The organism is Actinoplanes sp. NPDC051405 (assembly GCF_055586185.1).
Map to the genome: position 1 here is coordinate 311,692 of NZ_JBVJIR010000001.1, position 20,628 is coordinate 332,319.

The 20,628-nt window shown below is 69.4% G+C and carries 14 protein-coding genes; 8 read left to right on the plus strand and 6 right to left on the minus strand.

Going from position 1 to position 20,628, the window contains the following annotated elements:
* Positions 1-105: 105 nt before the first annotated feature.
* A complete protein-coding gene (locus tag ACZ6S4_RS01445) occupies positions 106-1,173 on the minus strand; it encodes a GAF domain-containing protein (RefSeq protein ID WP_465472974.1) in 1,068 nt (355 codons plus the stop codon).
* A 440-nt stretch (positions 1,174-1,613) separates the two neighbouring features.
* On the opposite strand from ACZ6S4_RS01445, the gene ACZ6S4_RS01450 reads away from it, so the two are divergent.
* Both ACZ6S4_RS01450 and ACZ6S4_RS01455 read left to right on the plus strand, forming a co-directional pair.
* Positions 1,614-2,861: a PP2C family protein-serine/threonine phosphatase gene (locus ACZ6S4_RS01450; RefSeq protein ID WP_465472975.1), complete on the plus strand. Its 1,248-nt coding sequence runs from the start codon at positions 1,614-1,616 to the stop codon at positions 2,859-2,861.
* Between the two features lie 239 nt (positions 2,862-3,100).
* Positions 3,101-5,122 (plus strand): SpoIIE family protein phosphatase, encoded by a 2,022-nt coding sequence (locus tag ACZ6S4_RS01455; protein WP_465472976.1) that lies wholly within the window; start codon positions 3,101-3,103, stop codon positions 5,120-5,122.
* A gap of 323 nt (positions 5,123-5,445) precedes the next feature.
* Here ACZ6S4_RS01455 and ACZ6S4_RS01460 read toward each other — a convergent pair whose 3' ends face one another.
* Entirely contained in the window at positions 5,446-6,744 is a 1,299-nt protein-coding gene (locus ACZ6S4_RS01460; protein WP_465472977.1) for an SGNH/GDSL hydrolase family protein, read from the minus strand.
* A 350-nt stretch (positions 6,745-7,094) separates the two neighbouring features.
* On the opposite strand from ACZ6S4_RS01460, the gene ACZ6S4_RS01465 reads away from it, so the two are divergent.
* From ACZ6S4_RS01465 to ACZ6S4_RS01475, 3 genes are all read left to right on the plus strand, one after another.
* On the plus strand, positions 7,095-8,126 hold the full coding sequence (locus tag ACZ6S4_RS01465) for a LacI family DNA-binding transcriptional regulator (RefSeq protein WP_465472978.1): 1,032 nt from the start codon (positions 7,095-7,097) through the stop codon (positions 8,124-8,126).
* Positions 8,127-8,357: 231 nt separating this feature from the next.
* Positions 8,358-9,701, plus strand: a complete 1,344-nt coding sequence (locus tag ACZ6S4_RS01470; protein ID WP_465472979.1) for a cellulase family glycosylhydrolase — start codon at positions 8,358-8,360, stop codon at positions 9,699-9,701.
* Positions 9,702-10,097: 396 nt separating this feature from the next.
* Complete coding sequence (locus ACZ6S4_RS01475) at positions 10,098-10,658, plus strand: lysozyme family protein (protein WP_465472980.1); 561 nt, start codon at positions 10,098-10,100, stop codon at positions 10,656-10,658.
* Positions 10,659-10,736: 78 nt separating this feature from the next.
* On the opposite strand, the gene ACZ6S4_RS01480 is transcribed toward ACZ6S4_RS01475, so the two are convergent.
* Positions 10,737-11,384, minus strand: a complete 648-nt coding sequence (locus ACZ6S4_RS01480; RefSeq protein ID WP_465472981.1) for an aminoglycoside phosphotransferase family protein — start codon at positions 11,382-11,384, stop codon at positions 10,737-10,739.
* Between the two features lie 264 nt (positions 11,385-11,648).
* Positions 11,649-12,674 carry a GlxA family transcriptional regulator gene (locus tag ACZ6S4_RS01485; RefSeq protein WP_465472982.1) on the minus strand — a complete coding sequence of 342 codons (1,026 nt, stop codon included), beginning with the start codon at positions 12,672-12,674 and terminating at the stop codon, positions 11,649-11,651.
* Between ACZ6S4_RS01485 and ACZ6S4_RS01490 the strand changes: the two genes are divergently transcribed.
* On the plus strand, positions 12,673-13,656 hold the full coding sequence (locus ACZ6S4_RS01490; protein WP_465472983.1) for an NAD-dependent epimerase/dehydratase family protein: 984 nt from the start codon (positions 12,673-12,675) through the stop codon (positions 13,654-13,656). The genes ACZ6S4_RS01485 and ACZ6S4_RS01490 overlap by 2 nt on opposite strands.
* Before the next feature lie 81 nt (positions 13,657-13,737).
* Here the strand turns inward: ACZ6S4_RS01490 and ACZ6S4_RS01495 are convergent, their stop codons facing one another.
* Together ACZ6S4_RS01495 and ACZ6S4_RS01500 are read right to left on the minus strand one after the other, a co-directional pair.
* On the minus strand, positions 13,738-14,619 hold the full coding sequence (locus ACZ6S4_RS01495; RefSeq protein ID WP_465472984.1) for a LacI family DNA-binding transcriptional regulator: 882 nt from the start codon (positions 14,617-14,619) through the stop codon (positions 13,738-13,740).
* Positions 14,616-17,093, minus strand: coding sequence for a glycoside hydrolase family 2 protein (locus tag ACZ6S4_RS01500; protein WP_465472985.1), 2,478 nt, complete (start codon positions 17,091-17,093; stop codon positions 14,616-14,618). Before ACZ6S4_RS01500 ends, ACZ6S4_RS01495 begins: the two co-directional genes overlap by 4 nt.
* A gap of 100 nt (positions 17,094-17,193) precedes the next feature.
* Here ACZ6S4_RS01500 and ACZ6S4_RS01505 point away from each other — a divergent pair, with 100 nt between their 5' ends.
* Both ACZ6S4_RS01505 and ACZ6S4_RS01510 read left to right on the plus strand, forming a co-directional pair.
* Positions 17,194-19,356: an alpha-galactosidase gene (locus ACZ6S4_RS01505; protein ID WP_465472986.1), complete on the plus strand. Its 2,163-nt coding sequence runs from the start codon at positions 17,194-17,196 to the stop codon at positions 19,354-19,356.
* 60 nt (positions 19,357-19,416) lie between these two features.
* Complete coding sequence (locus ACZ6S4_RS01510) at positions 19,417-20,628, plus strand: ROK family transcriptional regulator (protein ID WP_465472987.1); 1,212 nt, start codon at positions 19,417-19,419, stop codon at positions 20,626-20,628.

Genomic DNA, 20,628 nt, shown 5'->3' on the forward strand with positions numbered 1-20,628 from the left:
CGGCACCGCAAAGACCCACCTTCACCGGCGTCATGTGCGGTGCATACCCCCGATCCCCGGGGCAATCACATCGAGACCTCAGGTGGGATGAGGGCTTCCCCGGTCCTACGCGGTGATGCGCAGATCGGCCCAGACGCGTTTTCCGATCTCGGAGTACTGCCGCTGGACGCCCCACCTGTCGGCTATCGCTTCGATCAGACGCATACCGCGTCCGTTGGGCCGGTCGACGCGGGGTGCTCGGATCGCAGGGCTGCGCGGATCGTTGTCAGCGGCGACCAGGCGTAGGTGGTCACCGGTGTTGGACAGTTGCGCCTCGCACAGCCCTCCGCCGTGCCGGACGGCGTTGCTGAGCAGCTCGGTGAAGACCAGATCCATGTCCTCGTACAGGTCCCGCCGGGGTTGATGCGTCAAGATCTCCGGAAGCGTGCGCCGAGCCCAGTTGCGGCCTTCGGTACTGATGGTGGTGGCACGCGGGTGTGATGGTCGCCAGGTGGCGCTGCGCTGATCGCCGATCTCCGGCGCCGGCATTTCGGCGGTGACCGTCGCGATGCGGGACGCGTCGAGTGCCTCGGCGGCCGACCGGGCGAACTGCTCGGCGGCCAGCACGTCTTGTTGGGTGAACGCCTCGCGGGTGTCGAGCTCACGCAGCAGGGTCATGGCGCCCAGCAGCGCACCGGCCGAGGTGTACAGGGGCACGACGATGGAACTGGTGATGCCCAGACGCTGGAACTGGGCCACTTGCTGCGGATCGGTGATCGCGGCATGCACCATCGTCGGTGCGACGTGAGGCATGTAGCGGGTCTTCCCGGTGGCGGTGACACGCCCCGCGCCGTAGACGTCGCCGGTGCGTACCGGTCTCTCGGCGGCCCACTGCCTGATGATCGGTTCACGCTCGGCGTCGCAGTGCCGCAGCGTGACCATCTCCAACAGCTCGCCGTCGACCGGCTGAGCCAGGCCGAGCTCGGCCAGGGGAACAGCGACGCCGGCGCGCAACGCCTCGACGACGCAGGCCCGCACGTGTACGGCGCACCAGTCCGCCAGCAGAGGGACGAGCGCGTCGCCCAGCACGTCCGCAGTGGTGAACCAATCGGCGGTTTTCGGTAGCCTTTGCCCGGTGGGCAAGGTTTCGGGCATCTCCGGGGGCACTGGACCTGCCGTGTCGTAGGAGTACATGCCCTTGCCTTTCGGCCAGGCGGCCGAGGCTTGCAGACAAACATCGGTCGCGGTTCGCGGCCCTATGCTGACATGCGCCAACGATCTCGGGTCAATGAGGGGAAGCTTCGCGGGGCTGATCGGCCCGGCCGCGCACCGCAGCTGGTCGCCCGACACCTGGCTCGGCGGGTCCTGGAGCGGCCGTAGCTGGTCCTCGGCCGGCTGGACCGGAGCGCCCTGGCATTAGCGGGCACCGGACAGCCTCTTCCGGGTCCCCCGTCTGCGGTCTGCTCGGTGTCGGCTACGAGGGCCGCCCACTCGACAGCCGCGACTGCCGAGGAGATCACCTTACCGCCCGGCATCGGCCGGACGGTCGAGTCATCAACGACGGCGGCAGGCTTCGGGACACGCCGTGCGGGCAAGATTGTCTCCACCCACCGCACGAGGACGGAAAGGCCGATATGAGCAGTCTGGAGTCGTTGCGGCAGCTGCTGCGACAGTCGCACCACGCCAGGCCCGAAGATCTCCCGGAGATGGCCATGCGCGCCGCGCCGATGGTCGACGCGACCGCCATGGTCATCTACCTGGTCGACCATCAGCAGCGTGAGCTGCTGCCCCTGCTGGGCGGCTCCGCCCCGCACCGCGAGAGCTTCAGCGTCGACGGCACCCTCGGCGGCCGCGCTTTCACGCTGGTCACCACGTGCGTCAGCGACACCGAACCCGACGGACGGCGGTTGTGGGTGCCGCTGCTCAACGGCGCCGAACGGATGGGCGTGCTCGAGGTCGTCTCCGCCGCCCCGCTCAGCGACCAGGCGACCGACGACTGCATGACTGTCGCCTCGCTGCTGGCCGAACTGGTCATCACCCGCGGCTCCTACAGCGACACCGTCGAACGGGTTCGCCGCCGCGAACCCATGCAGCTGGCCGCGGAGATGCTGCGGGCCCAGCTGCCGCCGCTGTCCTTCTCGACCGGCCACCTGATGATCAGCGGCATCCTGGAACCCAGCTACGACGTCGGCGGTGACGCCTTCGACTACGCCGTCAACGGTGACACCGCCCACCTGGCCCTGTTCGACGCCGCCGGGCACGGATCGGCCGGCGGCATGCGCGCGGTCGTGCTGGCCTCGATCGCTCTCGCCGCGTACCGCAACGCCCGCCGCGCGGGCATGGATCTGACCGCCACCTACCATCACATCGACAGCGCGGTCCGAGCCCACGACCGTGCCGGCATGATCACGGCCGTGCTGGCGGAGCTGGACCAGCGCACCGGCGCGCTGCGGGTCATCTCCGCCGGCCATCCCGGCGGAATCGTCCTGCGACACGGCAAGGTCGTCAAGGTGCTGCCCACCCCGACCGCTCTGCCGGTGTCGCTGGGCGACCGGCGCCCACCGGTGGTCGTGGAAGAGGCGCTGGAGCCCGGTGACCGCCTGCTGCTCTACACCGATGGCATCGTCGAAGCACGCTCGGTGGACGGCGAGCACTTCGGCATCGAACGACTCACCGACTTCACCGCCAAAGCCCTCGCCGACCAGCTTCCCGGACCGGAGACCATGCGCCGGCTCGTGCATGCCATCCTCGACTACCAGGACGACCGGCTGCAGGATGACGCCACCGTGCTGCTCGCCGAGTGGCGCAGTCCCGCCCCGGCACAGTCGGACACGGAACTGATCACCGGAGCGGAACAAGGACCTCTCGACCTGGACCAGTGACCACGCCGCTACGTTCCCGACCGCTGTACGGGTGCACTTCACGTCGGTACCCCCGCCGGTCGGAATACACCCATCGGTCACCTCAGCACCGCGCCGCCACGGCCTCGCAGCCCAGAACACGGGGTCGCTCCGCCCTACGGCGCCCGCCCCGACTGCAGTGACGGTATCGATCGGGCGACGGCTTGCCACGGGACGTGGGCGTACGCTGTCGGCGATGACATAGCAGGAGGTGGCAGGGCATGGCGGACGGCCCGGACACCGTGCACGTGGCCGACGTTCGCGCCCTGCTCGACGCCGACCCCCATGGATGCGCGCTGGCGTGCTCGGTACGCGATGACGACGGCACGATCATCGACTTCACCTTGGTGCACCTCAACGACGCCGGCGCACGGTTCCTGGGACGGTCGCACGATGAGTTGATCGGGCGAACGTACCGGGATCTGTGGCCGGAGACGGTCACCGACGGCACGCTCCCCCTGTACCGTCAGGTCGTCCAGGACCGTGTTCCCGTGACGCGCACCGTGTACTACGACCGGAGCAGCGTGCATGGCCACTTCGAGTTTCGGGTCGTGCCGTTCGGCGACGGATTCATAGCCCGGTTCGTCGACCTGACGAAACTGACCCTGGGTCTGGTGACCAACGCCGGAGCCCATCTGTATGACGCGCTTGATGCGGCCTTCGACGGGTTCACTCTGCTGCGCGCAGCCCGGGACGACACCGACACGATCGTCGACTTCACCCGCGAGTACGTCAACCAGGTCGGTGCCAAGCTGGCCGGGCGCACGGTGGAGGACCTCGTCGGCGGCAGTATCCGCCACGCCGACGGCGATGCGGTGTTCGGCTTGTTCGAGCCGCTGTGCCAGGTGGCCGACAGTGGCGAGGTGTGGCAGCAACAGCTGACCGCACCCCATGCCGCGCAGGTGTGGGAAGTGAAGATAGCCCGGGTGGATGTCGACGTCCTCGCCGTCTCCTATCGGGACATCACCGCACACGTGGACCATCAGGAACAACTGGCGCGTAGCGCAGCCGCGGTGGAGGCCGCGGCGATACGTACGGCCGCACTACAGACCGTGACCGCGGCGCTGGTGACGGCGAACACCCCCGACCAGGTGTACGCGGCGATGGGTGCCGTGGTGCGCCCGTCAGCCGGCGGGCACGGCCTGGTCGTGCTGCTGGTCGAGAATGACCGTCTGGTGCTGCGCTACCACGCCGGTTACGAACCAGACGTCGTCGACCAGCTCCGCGAGCTGCCGGCATCACATCCGTATCCGGCGGCGCCGGTCTGCGTCACCGGTGAACCCCGCTACCTCGGCTCACCAGCCGAATTCGCCGCCGCCCAACCGGACGCCGACACCGCGATCTCCGGCGGCGGACGCCAGGCGTGGGCGTTCCTTCCGCTCAGCACCGGCGGCCAGGTGCTCGGCACGCTCGTGATCGGATACGCGCAACCGCGCGACTTCGACACCGACGAGCGAGACAACCTGATGGCGTTCAGCCGGCTCGCCGCCCAGGCGTTGCAACGGTCGCTGCTGTTCCAGGCGCAGATGTCGATCGCCGCAGACCTACAGCGGACGCTGCTTCCTGCCGCACTGCCCGTACTGCGCGGGGCGCGACATGCGGTGCGATACCTCCCGTGGACCCACGGCGCGGACGTCGGCGGCGACTGGTACGACGTCATCCCGCTCGGACCGGACACCGTCGCGCTGGTCATCGGCGATGTCGCCGGCCACAGCGTCAACGCCGCCGCGACGATGGGGCAACTACGAAACGCCATACGCGCCTATGCCATCGACGGCCACAGCCCGGCCGCGGTGATGCATCGTGTCAACGATCTACTCGTGCGGTTGGTCCCCGACGCCATGGCAACCTGCTGCTACCTGGAGCTCAACGTCGCCGAGGAAACAGCCACCGGCGCGCTCGCCGGACACCCCTCGCCCATCCTGCGTACCGCAGACACCACCCGCCAACTCCGGCTGGAGACAGGACCCCCGCTGGGGGTCCGCGGCGCCCACTACCACGACACGAATGTCGTACTGCCAGCCGGCAGCGACCTCATCCTCTACACCGACGGCCTGGTCGAGGACCGGGGTTACACCATCGACCAAGGCATGGCGCACCTGTGCGCAGCAGTACAGTCGGCACCCACCGGGGACCCGCACGCCTTGATTGACCACGTCCTGAGCGCTGACGTCGGACCGGTACCACGACGAGACGACGTCGCCATCCTCGCCATCACCATCGACGGCACACCAACACCCTGAAGCGGCTGCGCATCAATCGTGATGCCGCTCCGATCACGGATATCCAGCATCAGCTCGACGGCATTGCCCAGGGCAAGCTGGACCGGGCGCCTGACAATCGTCGGCGTCCGGTCCACCGGCCGGGACATCCGCCGCACCCCGAAGCAGGTCGCTCACCTCGCCGGCGGCCTCGGGCGGCTCTTCTCTCTGCCGACGGATTCCGTCCGACTGAACGAGACCGAGCGAGGCCGGCGACTTGGTCATCCCCCTGCTCGGCGAGCGCCTCGGCAGTGACGACCCTGCGAGGCCGCCGGTGACACGGCCTACGGCTGGTCGAGCAAGCGCTATGCGACGGTGAGGTTGTCGAGGTAGATCGAGGTTGTGCCGCTGGAGTCGGACGCGGCGAAGAACTGCACGCCGATCTCCCGCACGTCGTTGCGGTTGCCGACGCCGGACAGGCTCAGGCTCAGAGTGGTGCCACCGGTGCCGGTTGTGATCGCGGTGACGGCCGTGTCGTACCAGGTGTAGCCGGATCCGCTCTTGAGATAGATCTTGGCGGTCAGGCCGCTGCCGAGCGTGCCCCAGGCAGCAGCGCGGACGGTTGCCTTGAGCGTCGAGCCGCTGGCCAGGTTCTGGGTGCCGGTCCTGGACAAGGAGTAGCTCTTGCCGCTGCCGAGTGCGACGTCGGCCTTCAGCGAGTAACTGCCCTGGGCCGCCCATTCGTTGACCTGCCACGGGCCGGCGGAGACACCGCTGCCGTTCCAGCCGTTGTTGCCGGACTCGAACCCTTCGAGCAACCCGGCCGAGCCCGACCCGGAACCTCCGGCTGCCAGCAGGGCAGCCAGTGCCGGGTACCACTTGTCGGAGATCTTGACGTTGCCGCTGTCGTTCGGGTGAACCCCATCGCTCGTATCCGAGCCTGTGCTGACGCCACTCCACTGGTCGACGACGGTGATCGGTGACGCCGAGGTGCTCTTGCCACTGGCCCAGCCCGGGATGGCGTTGTTGAGGTTGATCACGCGTTGCCCGCATTCGGAGCACCCGCTGGGGTTCATCGGGAGGATCTTCGCCACGAGGATCTTCATCGTCGGCTTACTGGCCCGCATCTGGTCGACGAGCTTGCCGTACGCGGCCAGAATGGTGCTGGCAGACAGGTTGTTCCAGACGTCGTTGGTGCCGAGGTGCATCATGACCACGTCGGGCTGGGTGGCAGACAGCCAGCCGGGGAGCTGGTTCTGATTGGCGATGTTGGTCGCCAGGTAGCCGCCGTGGCCCTCGTTGTTGCCGTCGTAGGAGGCGCCGCAACCGGGATCGCCGAGCGTGCCGACGAAGTCGACGTTGGTGTAGCCGCTGCTCTGCAACTTCGTCCAGAGTTTGGCCCGCCAGCATCCGGGTGACCCGGTGATCGAGTCACCCAGCGGCATCACCTTGACGGCCGCGGCCGCGGCGGCCTGAATCACAGGGGCGGCGCGTCTGTCGGTGGCGGCGCCGGCGTTGGATGTCGGCAGGAGAAGAGATCCGGCGAGCAGCAACGTGGCCACGACCGGGAGCACGGCGAATGCCGGCAGACCATTTCGCCTTTTCAAAATTACCTCCGATGGGTCCGCAATGCCTATTTGCCCCCGTTGCCTGGCGCGATTCACCCCCGCGGCGCACCGCGGTCCTCTGGGGCAACGTTGAACGGCTGCGGCGGGGCTTATCGCTACGCGGAGTCCATCGGCGGGAAGGCGCCTGCGGCTTCATCCCAGCCATGCGCGGCCCGGGATCCTGCAAGATCCTGACGGTCTCCACTGAACCAGCTGTGCACAGAGACGTTAAGTTCAGTGGACATTGTTGTCAAGCTATGTGTCTTGGGTATTTCGTTAACCAATTTGTTCAGTAGATCGATCTGAAGCACGGCCCGGGACGTTCATCTCTTGCGGCATACTGAATCGGCAGAGCCGACCGGACCGGGCCGCTCGGCCTGGGTAGAGGGAGACCAGTGGTCAAGCGAGTGACGATCGCGGACATCGCCCGCGAGGCGGGTGTGTCCAAGGGGGCCGTGTCGTACGCCTTGAACGGGCAGCCGGGCGTCTCCGATGCCACTCGCGACCGAATCCTCGAGATCGCCAAGCGGCTGCGATTCACTCCGAGCCGCGGCGTCCGCGCGCCGTCCGCCGCCAAGGCCGGCGCGGCGGGTCTGGTGATCTGCCGTCCCGCCCGCATTCTCGGCGTCGAGCCGTTCTTCATGGAGCTGGTCAGCGGCATCGAAGCGGCCTTGTCGGCCCGCTCCTGCGACCTGACCATCCACGTCGTCTCGGCGCATGATGCCGAACTGCGAGTGTACGAGCGGTGGGCGGCGCAGCGGCGCGTCGACGGCGTGTTTCTCGTCGACGTCCGGGTCGACGACGAACGCCTCGATGCCGTACGGCAGCTCCAGCTGCCGGCTGTCGCCATCGCCGGCCCGGGCGATTTCGGAGGCATCACCAGCGTGTGGTCGGACGACGCGGCGGCCATCACCGACACCGTCGAATACCTCGCAGCGCTGGGCCATCGCACCATCGCCAGGGTTGGCGGCCTGCCGCATCTGCTGCACACGGTCATCCGCACGGACGCCTTCGCCGCCGCCTGCCGGCGAATCGGGGTCCAGCACGCCGTGACGGTGCCCTCCGACTACAGCGGGGAGGAAGGCGGCCGGGCGACGCGCCGCCTGCTCAGCTCCTCTACGGAGCGACCGACGGCGATCATCTACGACAACGACATCATGGCGGTGGCGGGCCTCGGAGCCGCGCATGAGATGGGGATCTCGGTGCCGCGGGACCTGTCCATCGTCGCCTGGGGTGACTCGCTGTTGTGCAGCGTGGTCCACCCACCCCTGACGGCCCTGTCGCGCGACATCACCGCGTACGGAAAAGTCGCGGCCCGGCAGCTCATGACCGTCATCACCGACGGCGACGCGCCGAGCTACCAACACGCAACGGCATTCCTCGTTCCACGTGCGAGCACTGCCCGCCCGGCAAATGTCCTTGCCGAAACGATGGGTTAACACGAAAAACTACGCCGGACGGGCGCTGAGCTTCGACTCGATCGTCCGGAAAGGCAGCCGGCCACCTCTAAACGCATTGACCAGAGGCAATGTTACAAGAAGGTTTCCTGCTGGTTGACTTTACTGAACCGAGTAAGGCAGCATGTGCGGTCATCCAGCGTGGGAGCGCTCCCGACCACCACAGCACGACCGCCCCGGCCGGCTGACTTCCCCCCGGAAAGGCTGCTACCCGTGAGATCACTCGTACTGAAAGTCCTGGCCGCCCTGGCCGTAGTGGCCGGAGCGACGGTCTTCGCCGCGCAACCGGCCCATGCCGCCGCCGGCTTCACTGTCAGCGGCACCCGCATCCTGGACGCCAACGGCAACGCGTTCGTCATGCGCGGCATCAACCACGCCCACAACTGGTACCCCAGTCAGACGTCGTCCTTCGCGAACATCAAGGCGACCGGCGCGAACACCGTCCGCGTGGTGCTGAGCAGCGGCAACCGCTGGACCCGCAACGACGCCGCGGACGTCACCAACGTGATCAACCAGTGCAAGACGAACCGGCTGGTCTGCGTGCTCGAGGTGCACGACACGACCGGGTACGGCGAGGAGGGCGCCGCCGCCACGCTGGCCCAGGCGGTCGACTACTGGATCAGCATCAAGTCGGCGCTGGCCGGCCAGGAGCGCTACGTCATCCTGAACATCGGCAACGAACCGTACGGCAACACCAACGCGGGCGGCTGGGTCGCCGACACCCGCAACGCCATCACCCGGCTGCGGTCCAACGGCTTCGAGCACTCCATCATGGTGGACGCCCCGAACTGGGGCCAGGACTGGTCCTTCACCATGCGCGACAACGCCGCTTCGCTGTTCGCCGCCGACCCGCAGAAGAACACCATCTTCTCGATCCACATGTACGGCGTGTTCGACACCGCCGCGGAGATCACCGACTACCTGGGCCGGTTCCAGACCGCGAACCTGCCGATCGTGGTCGGCGAGTTCGGTAACGACCACTCGGACGGCAACCCGGACGAGGACACCATCATGGCCACCGCCCAGTCCCGCGGCATCGGCTACATCGGCTGGTCCTGGAGCGGCAACGGCAGCGGCGTCGAGTACCTCGACATGACCACCAACTTCAACCCGGGCCAGCTGACCACGTGGGGCCAGCGGTTCATCAACGGCGCCAACGGCATCAAGGCCACCTCGCGCGAGGCCAGCGTCTACAGCGGTACCAACACGCCGTCCGCCCCGCCGTCCACGCCGCCCTCGACCCCGCCCTCAACCCCACCGGCGGGCGGTGCCTGCACCGCCTCCTTGTCGGTCAACGCCTGGAACGGCGGCTTCGTCGCCACGGTGAAGGTCACCGCCGGTGGCAATGCGCTCGCCGGCTGGTCAGTGGCGACCACGCTGCCGTCCGGCACCGCCGTGACCAACTCGTGGAACGCTCAGGCGAGCGGCACGAGCGGCTCGGTCCGGTTCACCAACGCCAGTCACAACGGTCGGCTCAACGCCGGCGGTTCCACCGAGTTCGGCTTCCAGGGCACCGGCACCGCACCCAGCACCACGCCGGCCTGCACCGCCAGCTGACCGATCTGCCCGCACCGGCGGGCTGGACACGATCCCAGTGCACCTCGCGGGCCGACCGCGAACCGGTCAGCACCGCCGCCGCGATGCGGGCGGCGCGATCGTCGACCGCGAGTACGAAGGTGGCGGGTGTGGTGCGTTTACGCACGACACCCGCCACGCCCGCGTCCGTGGCGGAAGAGCGACCGCGCCTGTTTAACATAAGCGCCTTAAGAAACAATGCCGACACGGTTGTAACTGAACTGTTCAGTGATTAGTATCAATATGTGGCGGCGCCCCGGCGTGCTTTCTGAAGCACCCGTCGGCAGCTCCGCCCTCACAGTGCGCGGCCGCACCGCTCCCGATGTCGACATCCCGCTTCCGGACCGGGATACGAGCATCATGGCGAAAGGAAATGCGATGAGACGCCTCTTGGCGATCGCCCTCGCGCTGACCGCAGCTCTGCTGACAGCGCCCGCCCCGGCCCAGGCCGCGGACCGGGGCTCCTACTCGGTCAGCGGCCTGGGCAGCCGCAAGCAAGCAGTGCTCAACAACGGTGGAACGGTCCTCGATCTCGCGATCGCCATGCTCGAGACCGAGCGGATGACCACGGACTACACCTACGGAGACGGCAAGTCCGGCGACGCTGCCAACTTCGGGATCTTCAAGCAGAACTGGCACATGATCCGTCAGTCCGTGTCGCAGTACAGCGGGTACGGAGCCAATGAGTACAACGCCGGTGCGGCACTCAACAGCAATCTCAGCTGGGACATCCAGATCCGTCACGCGGCGCAGAACAAGTGGGGCGAATACACCTGGTTCGCCGGGCACCGTAACGGTGAGACCGGACTGCGGAATCCGAACACTCAGGACATCGCCAACTACCGCAACGCGATCTACTGGATTCGGGACCAGATCAATTCCAATTCCCGTTATCGCACCGACGACACCCGGTTCTGGGTGAACGTACCGCCGATCTGAGCCGACCGCGGGCGCGCCGGCATCGCGGTGCCGGCGCGTCCGCGAACCTGGGGCTCATGCCGTGAAGACGGTCATGAGTCACCGGCACCGCAGTGGATCCTCGGTCAGGCCGTTGCGTAGCCCCCAGAGCCAGTAGTCGACGCTTCGCCAGAGCACCCAGTCCCGGCCCTGCCCGCTGTCGATCCCGGCGGCCCGCACGACGGCGACGAGGTGTCCACGGATCGCCGCCGCGGTCGGCATCTCGTCGAGCCGGGCCCAGAGCACGCGCGCCAGATCGAAGCCGATGTCGCCGCGCATCAGCACCGGATCGACGGTCAGCCACGGCTCCCGCTCTGCCCGCAGCACCTGGCCGGAGTGCATGTCCCCGTTCACCGCGAGCGTCGAGTCGGTGTGGGACAGCCGCAATCCGGCAGCCAGCGCCGCGCGGAGAAAAGCAACGTCGAAGGGCCGGCCGAGATCGCGCCACTCGGCGTCCAGGGTGTCTGTCCGGTCACGCACCACGGCTGCGGTGCACGGCACGTCCGGCGGCGCCGACACGGCGAGGCGACGCATCATCCGACCCAGCAACGGCATCGCTTCGTCGACGGGCAGCGTCGCCAGCGGGTGACCGAGCCGCTCGAGCAGCATGACGCCGGCGCCGGCATCGGCCCGGATCAGGCGTACGGTGCCCCGGCCGGCCCAGAAGGTGAGCGCCGCGATCTGATCCGCCACGTCGGGGCCCGGCATGGTCAGGCAGCCGCCAGCTCGCACACCGCGCTCGGATCAGCTCCGGCAGCGCGGCCAGCCAAGGTGCGCCTTCGCGTCGCCACCGCGGCATCTCGAGAAACGTACGGGGGACGTGGATGGCGCTCCGGCATCTGATGTCCGGCGAGAAGCAGCGTCGAGTACTGAGGTGATATCCCCGGTGTCTCGACGCCCTCGGCGAGTTGGCGCGCCCCTCGAACTGACCGATAGGAGTCGGGCTTCCACCTTCCTCGGCGACGGCGATGGCTACCGGTGTTCCGGCAGACGGGTGAAAGTTCGCCGGTACGCTATCGGTGTCAGCCCGACCCGCCGCGTCAGGTGCTGGCGCATCGAGTCGGAACTGCCCAGTCCGCTGCGGGTGGCGACGAGGTCCATCGGCAGGTTGGTGGACTCCAGAAGTTCGCGCGCCCGGTTGATGCGCTGATGCAGCAACCATTGCAGCGGGCTGAGGCCGGTTTCGGTGCGGAATCGGCGAGTCAGCGTCCGTACGCTGTTGTTGGCGTGCCGGGCCAGGTCGGTCAGCGTGAGCGGCTCGTCAAGGCGCTGCAACGCCCAGGCTCGGGTCGCGGCGAGGGAGACGCCGGTCTCGGCGGGCAGTGGGGTCTCGATGAACTGCGCCTGACCGCCCGGGCGTACCGGTGCCACCACGGCCAGCCGGGCCACCGCGTTGGCCGCCGCAGCCCCGTGGTCGGAGCGAACCATGTGCAGGCAGAGGTCGATGCCGGCCGCCAGCCCGGCCGAGGTGAGCACCGGGCCGTCCTCGACGAACAGCACGTCCGGTTCGAGCGTCACGGCAGGGTAGCGCTGACGGAACACGTCGGACTTCACCCAGTACGTCGTGGCGCGTCGGCCCTCCAGCAGACCGGCGGCCGCCAGGACGAAGGCACCGGTGCAGATCGACGCTACCCGCCGGCCGGCCGCGGCCGCGGTGCGCAACACCTCCAGGACGGCCGGCGGGACGTCGTCGCGGGCCATCCCGCCGGTCACCATCACCGTGTCGGCCTCGTCGACCGCCTCAAGTCCGTGCCGGACGAACAGGTCGAAAGCGCCGTCGGACGGCAGGATCCCCGGCTCAGCCGTGCACACCCGAACGTCGTACGCAGGCCGCCCATCGATCTCCACCCCGCGGAAGATCAGCTCAGGGATGGACAGATCGAAGGTGTTGACCGGTGGAACGGCGATGACGACGATGCGGTGCATGGCCGGAACCTCCGGATGTATGGCACTCGGGCCACTACTGTACAGCGCTGCGGCTCGGCAGGGTTGAGACATGTCATTCGTCGTTGTCACCGGAGCCGGCGCAGCCGGCCTGCCCACCGCCCGCCAGTTCGCCGAGAGCGGCGAACGCGTCCGCCAGATCACCCGCAGCGGCCGCGGCGCAGACCACCCGCTGGTGGAGACCGTGGCCGCCGACATCACCGATGCCGACCGGCTCACCGAGCTCACCGAGGGCGCAAGCGTGCTGGTCAACTGCGCCATTCCCGCGTACGACCGCTGGGCTGTCGACGTGCCACCGATGTCCGCGGCGCTGCTGACCGCGGTCGAGCGGACCGGAGCGGCCTACGTGATGCTGGGCAACACCTATGGCTACGGTCATGTCGACGGGCCGATGACCGAGGACCTGCCGATGACCGCCACCACGGTCAAAGGCCGTGTCCGAGCGCAGATGTGGCTCGACGCCCTGGCCGCTCACGAAGCGGGCCGCGCGCGGGTCACCGAAGTGCGGGCCACAGGTTTCCTCGGCGCCGGCCCTGTGGGTCCCTACGGCGCATTCGTGCTCGGCCCCCTCCTGGCCGGCGAGGTGGCGTCCTGGCCGGGTGACCTCGACGTAGCGCACAGCTGGAACTACACCGAAGACATCGCCCGCACACTCGTGGCCGCGAGTCGCAACGACGCCGCGTGGGGCCAGCCCTGGCACGTGCCGGCCACCTCGTCACTTTCCGTGCGGGCACTGAGCGAGCGGCTCGCCGAACTGGCCGAAGCGCCCACACCCAAGCTGCACCGCATCGACCGCGACGAGCTCGCCACGCTGGCCCGACAGCAACCGCTGTTCGGCGAACTCATGGAAATGATGTACAGCAACGAGAACCCGCATGTCATCGACTCCAGCCGGACCGAGGCGATCCTCGGCGTGAAGTCGACGCCACTGGACACAGTCCTCCGGGAGATGTTGAGCGGCGCCGTCGGTGCGACCGGAAACATCACCGACCGGCTCTCCCGCCGCCTCGCGCCTCAACAGCGCGACAGTATCTGAGTGGGGTAGCCGCGCAGGGCTTGTTGTCGATCACCGCCACGCCGCGACCTTCAGACCTCAGTGCGACTTACGAAACACGCCTTAGGCCGCCGGCAGCGCGACCGGGGCGCGGCCGGTACTCCCCCGGCGCAGGATCCGGAACTCCGGACCGGCGTGGTCGCGGTGCGGCGCACCCGCGAGCACTTCGAGCACGACCTGCCCCAGCAGCACACCGTGCTCGTGGACATCGATGCTGAGCACTGACAGGGGCGGCGCCGCCAGTTCGCACAGCGGCGAGTCGTCGTACCCGAGCAGGCTGACCTGTTCGGGAACGGAGACGCCGGAATGGATCAGGTCCTCCTCGGCGGCGACCGCCATCACGTCGTTGTCGAAGATCACCGCGGTGGCCGGCCGATCCGCGGCCAGCAGCCGGTGTACACCGCGTACGCCCGCCTCGGCGGAGTAGTCGGCCTCGACGATGCGCACCTCGATGCCCAGCCGCTCGCCGGTCGCGTGCATCGCGGCGGTGCGTTCGGCGGTGTGCACCAGTTCCGCAGGACCGCTCACCCGGCCGACCACACGGTGTCCCAAGGAGTGCAACAGCTCCATGGCGGCGGTCATCGCCCCGGCGTCGTCGGTCAGCACCCGGGTCAGGGGCACGGGTCCCGGGTAGCTCCCGGCCAGCACGGCCGGCAGGCCCAGGGCGGCCAGCTCCCCCGGGCGGGTGTCGTCGCGTACCACGTTGACCACCACGACAGCCTGCACTGTGCCATCGGCGGCCCATCGGCGGTAGGTGGCCAGCTCACTGTTCAGGTCGGGGGCTATGAGCAGGAGCACGCTGGCCCCCGTGGGGGTGAGCGCCTGCTCCATGCCGGCGATGAGCTCCGTGAAGAACGGCTCGACGCCGACTCGAGGAGCTCCCCCGGGCAGAACGAGACCGATCAGGCCGGGGCCGTCCGGCCGGCCGGGATGCTGCGGGCTCACCGGGTTCTGGCCGTGACGGCCAGGTCGTTGGCGCAGCGCAGCACCGGCGCGACGGTGAGGGTATCCGGGGTGAGCGAGGCTCCCGTGCGGACCCGGAATGTGTGGCTCTCCCCGGGCAGCAGGTCGATGAGCATGTCGTCAACCTCGGCGTCGCCTGCCAGCCGGTCGGCCAGCAGAGCGACATCGCGGGCGAAGGAAGAGGCGGTCACGGTTACCGAGTATCCCCCGCGTTCCGGCGAGGAACGCACCGACACGGGCGCCGGGTCGTAGGCGAGGTCGAAGTCCTCGGCGAAAAGCCGGGTGGCGCGAAGGCCGTCGGCGTCGGCCACCAGGACCTCCCGGGTGGCATCCTCGACGGTCCGCACCTCGGCGGCGAGCGCGACGATCTGCACCGACCGCGGTTCGGCCCGGATGACAGCCGGAGCCGTGGCCAGCACGGTGCCGTCGAAGGTGGCCCGTCGCACCAGCGCCGGCGCCTGCCAGGCGTCGTCGGAGTCGTTGATCACCACGAGCACCAGCTCGCCGTTGCGTACCTGCCAGGTGAGTAGGCGTGCTCCGTAGGCGCGGCGCAGGGCGTACCAGGCAGGCTTGCGCCGCCCGGAGCCGTCGACCACCGACCAGGACGTCACCGGCCAGCAGTCGTTCAGCTGCCACAGGATGCACCCCATGGTGCGCGGCATGTGCGAGCGCAGGTGCGCCACCGCGTACGTCGTGGCCCGAGCCTGGTTGAGCTGGGTCGCCCAGTGCCAGTCGGTGAAGTCGCTCGGCACCGTCAGGTGGTGCGCAAGCCCGCGGTTGAGCTTGCCGGTGCCGTCCTCCGCTTTCTGGTGCAGCAGGAACGCCGCGGAGTCCGCCCGCAGGTCCCGCTCGTCGAGCGCCTCGCTGAGGGTCGCCCAGGCCGGTGGTGCCTGCCAGCCGAACTCGGAGCAGAAGCGTGGGGTGGACCGGTCGTGCCAGGTGTAATCCTCCCGGTTCCAGGCTTCCCACTCGTGCCGGGTGCCGTACCGATCGTCGTTGGGATGGATCATTTCGGGGTCGAAGCCCGGGCTGGAGGGGCTGCCGGGATGGTAGGCCCGGGTCGGGTCGAGCTCGGCGAGCAGCATGGGGAAATCCTTGTAGTAGTACCGCGCTCCCCAGCTCAGGTCGCCTAGCTGTTCCTTCCAGCGCCAGTCCTCGTGACCCCAGATGTTCTCATTGCCGCCGTTCCACAGCACGAGCGACGGGTACGGACTCAGCCGAACGATGTTCTCCCGGGCCTCGGCAAGGATCTCCGAGCGGATCGGCTCCTCCTCGGCGTACGCCGCGCACGCGAGCGCGAAGTCCTGCCACACCAGCACACCGCGCTCGGCGCACAGGTCGTAGAAGTCGTCGGCCTCGTAGATGCCGCCGCCCCAGACGCGCAGCAGGTTGGCATGCGCGTCGATGGCGCGGTCGACAGCGGTGGCGTAGTCGTCGCGGGTCAACCTGGTCAGCAGGTGATCCTCGGGAATCCAGTTGAGGCCCCTGACGAAGATCGCCTTTTCGTTGACGACGAGGGTGAATCTTCGCCCCGTCTCGTCGGGAGTCTCGTCCAGGCGTACCGAGCGGAAGCCGACCCGGCGTGCGAACGTGTCCAGCGTGGTGCCCGCGTGGTCGAGCAGTTCCACCGTGGCGGTGGTCAGCGGTTGCTCGCCGTGACCGACGGGCCACCAGACCGGCGCGTCGGGAAGCTCCACCTCCACCACGCCGGCCTGCACACCGGCGGGCAGGATGAGCTCGGCGGTCACGCCGGCCACGGTGACGCGGGCCGTGAGGTCCGCTGCGGGGGCGAGGCCGCTGCGCTCGACGTCGACGTGGACGGTCAGACGCCCGGTCCGGCCGTCGGGGTCCAATGTGGCCAACGGTCGCACCGCGGCGAGCCGGGCGACCCGCCAGCGCTCCAGCCGCACCGGTCGCCAGATGCCCGCTGTCTGCAGGTCGGGACCCCAGTCCCAGCCGAAGCTGCACGCCATCTTGCGGACCATGTTGTACGGGTGCTGGTTGGTGTGCGGGCGTTCGCCGATGCTGTCACGCACCGCTTCGGCATAGGCGAGGGCGGGATCGAGGCGCACGGACAGGGCGGCGTCCCCGTCGGACAGCAGCCGGCGCGCGTCGAAGCGGTATCCGCGGTGCATGTTGGCCGTCCGGCCGAGCTCCACGCCGTTCAGCACGATGGTGGCGACCGTGTCGAGACCGTCGAAGACCAGGTCGACGCGTTCCTCGGCGGCCGGCGGCGCGACTCTGAACGTGGTGTCGTACTGCCACGCCACGCGGTGCATCCAGGCGAGCTGGACTTCGTGTGTCCCGGTGTACGGGTCGGGGATGAGGCCGGCGGCGAGCAGGTCGACATGGACGGTGCCCGGCACGGTGGCGGCGATCGCCACGCTACCCAGGGTCAGGCGCGCACCGTCGACAGCGTGCACGGTCCAGTTCTCGTGCAGGTTCTCTCTGATCATGAACGACTGCTCCCCGTGGGTTCAGTGACGCCGTGACCGCTACATTCTTAAGCTACTGAAGGAAGCGCGTCAACTCCCCTTCCGGCCCTCAAGGAGACGTATGACCATCGATATTCTCCAGCTCCGCGCGGGGGGCGTGAGCCTGGTGCTCGACCTGCGCGGACCAGCATTGCCGGCGATCGTGCACTGGGGGGCTGATCTCGGGGAGCTGTCACCACAGCAGCTCGCCGGCCTCGCCGTGGCGGCGGCACCACAGCCGATCGGGTTCTCCGCCGACACGCCCGTGCGGGTCTCGGTGCTACCGGAACAATCCGCCGGTTGGCTCGGACATCCGGGTCTGGCCGGGCACCGGCAGGGCCGCGCCTGGTCCTCCGCTTTCGTCGTGACGGACAGGCGGCACCAGCGACGCGGCGCCGGCGCCGACACCACGGAGGCGGTGATCGTCGATGCCCGCGACGATGCCGCCGACCTGTTGCTGACGCTGGAGATCGAGTTGCACGCCAGCGGAGTCCTGCGGGCGCGGGCCAGCCTGACCGCGACCGGCGCGGCGACGTACTGGCTGGAGCACCTCACCCTCTTCCTGCCGGTTCCCGAGCAGGCGGTGGAACTGCTCGACTTCACCGGCCACCACCTGCGCGAGCGCTCGCCCCAGCGGACCGCGTTCACGCACGGGCTGCGGGTGCGTGAGAACCGCACCGGGCGCACCGGCTACGACAGCGCCTACCTGCTCTGCGCGGGGACGGCCGGCTTCGCCAATCGGCACGGTCCGGTCTGGGCTCTGCACACGGCGTTCTCCGGCGGCACCCGCACGATCGCCGAGCGCACGTTCCACGGGCACTCCGCGCTGGGCGGCGGCGAGCTCCTGCTGCCCGGCGAGGTGGGACTGGCCGGCGGCGACAGCTACACCTCGCCGTGGCTGTACGCCTCCTACGGCGAGGGCCTCGACGACTTGTCCGGCCGCTTCCACCGCTACCTGCGTTCCCGGCCGGGCCATCCCAGGACCCCGCGCCCGGTGGTCGTCAACACCTGGGAAGCCGTCTACTTCGACCACGACCTCGGCCGGCTCACCCGACTGGCGCAGGCGGCCGCCGAGGTCGGCGCCGAGCGGTTCGTCCTGGACGACGGCTGGTTCGGCGGCCGCCGCGACGACACGTCGGCGCTGGGCGACTGGACGGTCTCGGCCGACGTCTGGCCGCAGGGACTCGGTCCCCTCATCGAGGTCGTACGGGGCCTCGGGATGGACTTCGGGCTGTGGGTGGAACCCGAGATGATCAGCCCGGACTCGGAGCTGGCCCGGGCCCATCCGGACTGGATCATGGGTACGGGCGACCGGATGCCACCGCCGGCCCGCTCCCAGCAGCTCCTCGACCTGGCCAATCCGGACGCGTTCGCGCACGTGCTGGGTCGACTCGACGCATTGCTGCGCGAGTATCCGATCCGGTATCTGAAGTGGGATCACAACCGGGATCTCGTGGAGGCGGGACATCCGGCGACCGGCCGCGCCGGGGTGCACGACCAGACCCGGGCCCTCTACCGGCTGTTGGACGAGCTGCGCGAGCGGCATCCCGGCGTGGAGGTGGAATCGTGTTCCTCCGGCGGGGGCCGGGTGGACCTGGAGATCCTGCGGCACACCGACCGGGTGTGGGCCTCGGACTGCATCGACGCGCACGAGCGGGTGGCCATCCAACGCTGGACCAGCCTGCTCATCCCCTTGGAACTGATCGGCTCGCACATCGGCGCGGCCGAGTCACACACCACCCGGCGCCGGCAGTCGCTCGACATGCGCGCCGGCAGCGCGATCTGGGGACACCTCGGGATCGAGTGGGACCTGACCACGGCGGACCCCGGCGAGCGGGCCCGCCTGGCCCGGTGGGTGGCCTTCTACAAAACCGTACGCGGGCTGCTGCACACCGGCACGCTGGTGCACGGCGATCTCGTCGACCCTGCGTACGAGCTCACCGGCGTGGTCGCGGCCGACGGCACCGACGCGCTGTACGCGATCATCTCCCGGTCGACCAGCGCCGGCTATCCCCCGGGCCAGGTCCCCTTGCCCGGGCTGAGGCCGGAGCGCGTCTATCACGTCCGGCCGCAGCCTCCCGGCGAGGTACCCGACGGCAACGCGGCCGCCTGGGGTGCTGGGCTACCGTGGTGCACGCAACAGGGGGTGCACCTGCCGGGGGGCGTGCTGGGCACCTCCGGTCTGCGGTTGCCGGTGCTGTATCCCGACCGGGTCCTGCTGGTGCGGGCCACGGACGGGTCCTGAGCGGCCGACGGTACGAGGACCTAGGGGGAAGACGGTGACACGGCGGTGAGCGGTGGCGCAGTGACCGACGACGGCCGCACCTCCGCCGGCCGCAGCCGCCGGCCGGCGGCCCGCGAGAGCATCCTCGACGCCATCCGCGCGGCGGAGTCGCTGAGCCGGGTGGAACTGGCCGCGATGACCGGGCTCACCGAGGCGGCTGTGTCCATGGCCGTCCGGCGCCTGCTCGACGAGGGATTGCTCGTGGAGACCGGCCGCACCCCCACCGCTGGGAAACCGCGCACGCTGCTGCGCCTCGACCCCACCGCGCGGCTGTCGGTCGGCATCCACCTGGACGAGGACGTCACCACCTACGTGCTGACCGGCCAAACCGGCGGCGTGGTGTCGCGTCTGGCCCGGCCGGCGCCGGCCACCGCTGACCCCGACGCCGTCGTCAGCCACCTGACCGAAGACATCGACGTCCTGCTCGACGGCTCGGGGGTGAACCGCGCCCGCTGCCTGGGCATCGGCGTCGTCTGGCCGGGCCCGAGCAGCGGGGTACGCCCGGAGGACGCCCCGCCGCACCTGCGCGGTTGGCGCAGCGATGACCTGGGCCGGCGGCTGTCCGAGGCGACCGGCTGGCCGGTCCTGGTGGAGAACGACGCCACCGCGGCGGCCGTGGGTGAGTACTGGGTCGCCCGGGTCCGGGCCAGCCGGGCCTTCGCCGCGCTGTACATGGGCAGCGGCATCGGTGCCGGCCTGATGATCGACGGCTCCGCCGTGCGTGGCCGGCAGGCCAACGCCGGCGAGTTCGGGCACCTCTGCCTGCAGGTGGACGGGCCACCGTGCTGGTGCGGCAGCCAGGGCTGCCTTGAAGTGCTGGCCGGGCCCCGGGCCGTCATCGACGCGGTCCGCGCCGACCCGGTCGCCGCGGCTGAGGCCGGGCTGACGCCCGATTCGCCCCGGCGCAGCGTCACGAGCGAGTTCGCGGCGGTGGCCCGCGCCGCCCGGGCGGAGGCTCCGGGGTGCCATGCCGTGCTCAGCAGCTCGGCCCGCTACGTCGCCGCCGCGGCGGAGTCGGTGGTCAACCTGCTCGACATCGACCTGCTGGTCCTGACCGGTCCCGGTTTCGCGGCGGCCTCGTTCATCTACGGCCCAGCCATCCGGCAGCGCATCGCCGTCGCCGACGCGCGTACGTGGCACCGCTCGGTGTCGGTCACCGTGTCGCTGGCGGCGGGCGCCGCATCGGCCACCGGAGCAGCGGCGCTGGTGCTGCAGTCGCAGCTGCGGGGCTGA